At 64.0% G+C, this 5,088-nt stretch carries 4 protein-coding genes; all 4 read left to right on the top strand.

Annotated features, from left to right (window positions below; all coding sequences use genetic code 11):
• A partial coding sequence (locus EN949_RS32950; RefSeq protein ID WP_164782617.1) for a mechanosensitive ion channel domain-containing protein occupies window positions 1–1,650 on the top strand: 1,650 nt, incomplete at its 5' end.
• Window positions 1,651–1,806: 156 nt separating this feature from the next.
• Window positions 1,807–2,070 carry a hypothetical protein gene (locus tag EN949_RS32945; RefSeq protein ID WP_023812335.1) on the top strand — a complete coding sequence of 88 codons (264 nt, stop codon included), beginning with the start codon at window positions 1,807–1,809 and terminating at the stop codon, window positions 2,068–2,070.
• 206 nt (window positions 2,071–2,276) lie between these two features.
• A complete protein-coding gene (locus EN949_RS32940; protein ID WP_063168220.1) occupies window positions 2,277–3,710 on the top strand; it encodes a UbiA family prenyltransferase in 1,434 nt (477 codons plus the stop codon).
• A gap of 2 nt (window positions 3,711–3,712) precedes the next feature.
• Window positions 3,713–5,065 (top strand): FAD-binding oxidoreductase, encoded by a 1,353-nt coding sequence (locus tag EN949_RS32935; protein WP_063168219.1) that lies wholly within the window; start codon window positions 3,713–3,715, stop codon window positions 5,063–5,065.
• Window positions 5,066–5,088 lie beyond the last annotated feature (23 nt).

Here is a 5,088-nt window from a genome sequence, read left to right as displayed (position 1 = left end):
GTGTTGCGCGGCGACATTGGGCTCTTCCTCAACGCGCTGGCGACCGTCATCGGCGTGGTGTTCTGCGTCAACCGGCTGACCAATGCGGCGCTGGAACCGCGGCTGCCGAACTGGCGCCTGATCCCGGTCGAAACCGGGCCGGCGCGCTGGCTGGTGCGCCTGGCCACCGCCATGGCCGTGGTCATCAGCGTCAACACCTTCCTGTCGGTGATCAACGACAAGATGGGTTCGCCGCTGTCGCTGACCATCGCCCGCAGTTTTGTCGCCACCATCATCGTCGGCATCATCCTGATCCTGATGGCGATGCTGAGGCCGTTCAAGGCGCGCGACGGAAGCTGGCGGCCCTGGCCGGCATGGCTGCGCTACCTGTCGCTGGGCCTTGGCCTATTCACCATCATAGCCGCCTTGCTCGGCTATATCGGCCTTGCGCTGTTCGTTTCGCTGCAGGTCGTCGTCACCGGCACAGCCTTGATCACCGCCTATATCGGCTTCCTGTCGGCGCAGGCGATCGGCGAGGAGGGTGCTTTCGCCAACACCTCCGTCGGGCGCTGGCTGTCGGCCAATTCCAGCTACGAGGATACGGCCCTCGACCAGCTCGGCCTTGTCGTCAGCGTTGCCATCAATGTGATGATCGTGCTGGTGTTCCTGCCGCTGATCCTGCTGATGTGGGGTTTCCAGCCCGGCGATATCCAGGCTTGGGCCTACAAGCTCGCAACCGGGATCAACATCGGCTCGGTGACGATCTCGGTCACCGGCATCCTCTCCGGCATCGTCGTCTTCGTCATAGGCTATTTCCTGACGCGGTGGTTCCAGGGCTGGCTCGACGGCTCGGTCATGGCGCGTGGCAAGGTCGATACCGGCGTGCGCAACTCGATCAGGCTGGCGGTCGGCTATGCCGGCGTCGCGCTGGCGGCACTGGTCGGCATCTCGGCGGCGGGCATCGACCTGTCCAGCCTGGCACTGGTCGCCGGCGCTCTTTCCCTCGGTATCGGCTTTGCCCTGCAGAACGTGGTGTCCAATTTCGTTTCCGGCCTGATCCTTCTGGCCGAGCGGCCGTTCAAGGTGGGCGACTGGATCGTTGCCGGCGACGTCAGCGGCACGGTCAAGAAGATCAGCGTGCGCGCCACCGAGATCGAAACCTTCCAGCGGCAATCGGTGATCCTGCCCAATTCGAACCTGATCAACAACGCCGTCGGCAACTGGACGCACCGCAACAAGCTCGGCCGCGTCGACATCAAGGTCGGCGTCGCCTATGGCAGCGACGTCAAGCAGGTTCATGCCGTCCTGCTGGAGATCGCCCGCAGCCACCCGATGGTGCTGAAGAACCCCGAACCCTTCGTGCTGTTTTCCAATTTCGGCCCCGCCGCCCTGGAATTCGAAATCCGCGTGTTCCTGGCCGACGTGATGAACGGCAACATCGCGCAGAACGACATCCGTTTTGCCGTCCTCGAAAAATTCAGCAGCGAACACATCGAGATCCCCTCGACGCCGCGCGCCGTGGTCGAGGCCCACAAGCCCAAGGCCTGGCCGACGGACGACGACAAGATCGAGGCCGACTTCGCCGAACAGGAGCAGATAAGGGCCGAAGCCGAGGCGGAGAAGAAGCGACTGGTCAAGTCTCGCAAAACCAAGAAGCCGGACCCGGACTAGGCTCGGACTCCGTCGACCTCAATCCTGCCCGGAATCGATTGCGGCATGAATGGGGCATTCAGTTGCGGTTCAGCTTCCATCTCATATAAGCTCCATGCAAAGGCGAAAATGCCTTGCCAAATGCAACAGAGGCGGTGGGAACACCGATATTGCACCATGTGGAAGTCTCTCGTCGCTGCAGTCGCCCTGGTCGCCGCCATCGGCTCGGTCCATGCCGCGAGCGCGGTCAACAAGGACGCCGAGACCCGCACGCTGGTCGTAACGGAGGGCGGCAGCAAGACCGACCTTGCGCTGGCCGGTGGCGAAACGGTTGAGTTCTGCCCGAACGGCTGCTTCGTCACCTTGCCCAATGGCGATCTCGAAGCCCTGACCGGTTCGGAAACGGTCGAGATCTCGGGCGGTGTCGCCCGCATCAAGTAATCTTGGCGTCACGATTGTAGAGGCCGGGCATTTGCCCGGCCTTTTATCGTTTCCGGTAGCGGTTGTTTAACAATGACACCGGAAATACCGCCATGGCAGCCGTCTGCAACCGTGCGTTTTAACGTTCGCTACGCCATCGCCCGCTATACCAGCCTCAAGACGCCGAAAAGCGGCGCGCAACTCTACGCGGGCAGGGCAGGACGGACATGGATGCGCGATCGGACAGGAACGCAATACCGCTTGCGGTCGATCTCGACGGCACGCTGATCGCAACCGACCTGTTGTGGGAAGGGCTGTTCATCCTTCTCAAGAAGAACCCGCTCTATATCTTCCTCGTACCGTTCTGGATCGCCGGCGGGCCGGCGCGGCTGAAGCAGGCGATCGCGCAGCGCATCGACATCGATCCGGCATCGCTGCCCTATCGCGAGGTGCTGCTTTGCCGCCTCCGGACCGAGCACGCCGAGGGCCGCAAGATCGTGCTGGCGACCGGTACGCCGCGCAAGTTCGCCGACGCCATCGCGGCCCATCTCGGCATTTTCGACCAGGTGCTGGCCACCGATGGTCTCGCCAATCTCACCTCGGGCAGGAAGCGCGCCTCGCTGATCGCAGCCTATGGCGATGGCGGTTTCGACTACGCCGGCAACAGCCGCCATGACCTCCAGGTCTTCGATGCCGCACGCAACGCGATCGTCGTCGCGCCCGACCGCCATGCCGCGCGCTGGCAGGCGGCACATGGCGCCGAGACGGTGTCGGCGCCGAAGCCCACTTTGCGGACCATCGTCAAGATGCTGCGCGTGCATCAGTGGCTGAAGAATTCGCTGATCGCAGTGCCGATGGTGCTCTCGCATGAATATTTCAACACCGACATGATCTGGGAATGCCTGCTGGCATTCGTCTCGTTCAGCGCGGTGGCATCGGCCATCTACATCCTCAATGATTTCTTCGACCTCGCGCTCGACCGCAAACACCTCACCAAGCGCAACAGGCCGTTCGCCAGCGGCGCGCTGTCGATCCCGTTCGGACTTGGGGCGATCGCGGTGCTTCTGGCGATCGGCATCGGCACCGGGCTGTTCCTGTCGCCCGAATTCATGGCTGTGCTCGGCGGCTACATGGTCGTCACCACCGCCTATTCGCTGTCGTTCAAGCGCATGCTGCTGGTCGATGTGCTGACGCTCGCCGGCCTCTACACGATCCGCGTCCTGGCCGGTGCGGCGGCGACCGGCGTCGACGTCTCGTTCTGGCTGCTGGCCTTCTCCATCTTCTTCTTCCTGTCGCTGGCGCTGGTGAAGCGCTTCGTCGAACTGCGCACCACCGCCATTCCGCCCGGCGAGCGCATTGCCGGTCGCGGCTATCGCACCGAAGACCAGGAGATCGTCGCCCAGGCCGGAATGGCCTCGGCCTTCTCCTCGGCGCTGGTGCTGGCGCTCTACATGGACAGTGTCGCGGTGCGGGAACTCTATCCGCATCCATGGCTGATCTGGCCGCTGGCGCCGATCGTGCTTTATCTTACCATGCGCGTCTGGATCCTGGCGCGCCGCAACGAGATGCATGACGATCCGGTCGTCTTCATCATCCGCGACTGGCGCAGCCAGATCGTGGTGCTGATCGGTGCGGTGATGCTGGTCATCGGGGGCTGGTAGGCATGGCCGCCGGACGTTTCCCAAGCTTTGGCCTTGCCACGCCGCCGGCGCCGCGCGCCATCGGTGCCGACGAGGCGATCGCGCTGCTGAAGGGCGGTCAGGCCAAGCCGGCGTCGCTGCTTGCCTATGGCAATGGCCGCTCCTACGGCGATTCCTGCCAGAACGGGGCCGGAGCGGTCGTCGATATGCGATCGCTGAACCGGATCCACGCCTTCAACGCCGAAACCGGTGTTCTCGAGGCGGAGGCCGGCGTGCTGTTGTCCGACATCATCGCCCACGCCGCCCCCTACGGCTTCTTCCCCGCCGTTGTGCCAGGCACGCAATTCGTCACGCTCGGCGGGGCCATCGCCAATGACGTGCATGGCAAGAACCATCACCGGCGCGGCACCTTCGGCTGCCATGTCGAGAGCTTCACGCTGCTCAGGTCCGACGGCAAGACCCACCGCTGCTCGGCGACAGACAATACGCGGCTGTTTGCGGCGACGATCGGCGGCATGGGGCTGACCGGCCTCATCCTGTCGGCCTCGATCCGGCTGATGCGGGTGCATTCCCTCGACATCGTCGAAAAGGCGACGCCGTTTCGTGATCTCTGCGAATTCTTCGACCTGGCCGAGGCGGCCGATCAGGCCAACGAATATGCGGTCGCCTGGATCGATCAGTTGGCCGGCGGCCGCAACAGCGGTCGTGGCCTGCTGCTGTCGGGCAATCACGCCGAGCACGGCTCGCATGCCGCCTCGCGCGTCGGCGGCAATTTCTCGGTACCGGTGCAGCCGCCGTTCAATGTGCTCAACCGGCCGTTCCTGACCGCCTTCAACGCTGCCTACAGGTGGAGGAAGAGCCGAGCAACGGTGCCGCGCCAGGCCGGATATCAGGGCTTCTTCTTTCCACTTGACGGCGTGCGCGACTGGAACCGGCTTTATGGGCCGAAAGGGCTCTTCCAGCACCAGAGCGTGGTGCCGGAAGAGACGGCGCGCGAGGCCGTGCCGGCATTGCTGGCGGCTGCAAGGCAAGCCGGGCAGGGCTCGTTCCTCACGGTGCTGAAACGCTTCGGCTCCATCCGCTCGCCGGCGCTGCTGTCGTTTCCGCGTCCCGGCTACACGCTGACACTGGATTTCCCCAACAGGGGCGCCACGACGCTGACACTGCTGCGGGAACTCGACCGCATCACGGTCGAGGCCGGCGGCGCGGTCAATCCGTACAAGGACGCCCGCATGGGGGCCGAAATCTTCGCTTCGTCCTTTCCCGAATGGCAGCGGCTGGAAGGGCTCCGCGACCACGCCTTCATGTCTGATTCCTGGGCGCGCACCGCGAAGAGACTGGATGCGCGACGAGGCGCGGTCGAAGCAGCCGAATAGATAAAATTCGAATAATTCTTGGT

Source organism: Mesorhizobium sp. M7A.F.Ca.US.007.01.2.1, from assembly GCF_003998165.1.
GTDB lineage: Bacteria > Pseudomonadota > Alphaproteobacteria > Rhizobiales > Rhizobiaceae > Mesorhizobium > Mesorhizobium ciceri.
Note: the sequence above shows the minus strand (reverse complement) of the source record. Positions and strands in the feature narration are given on the sequence as shown.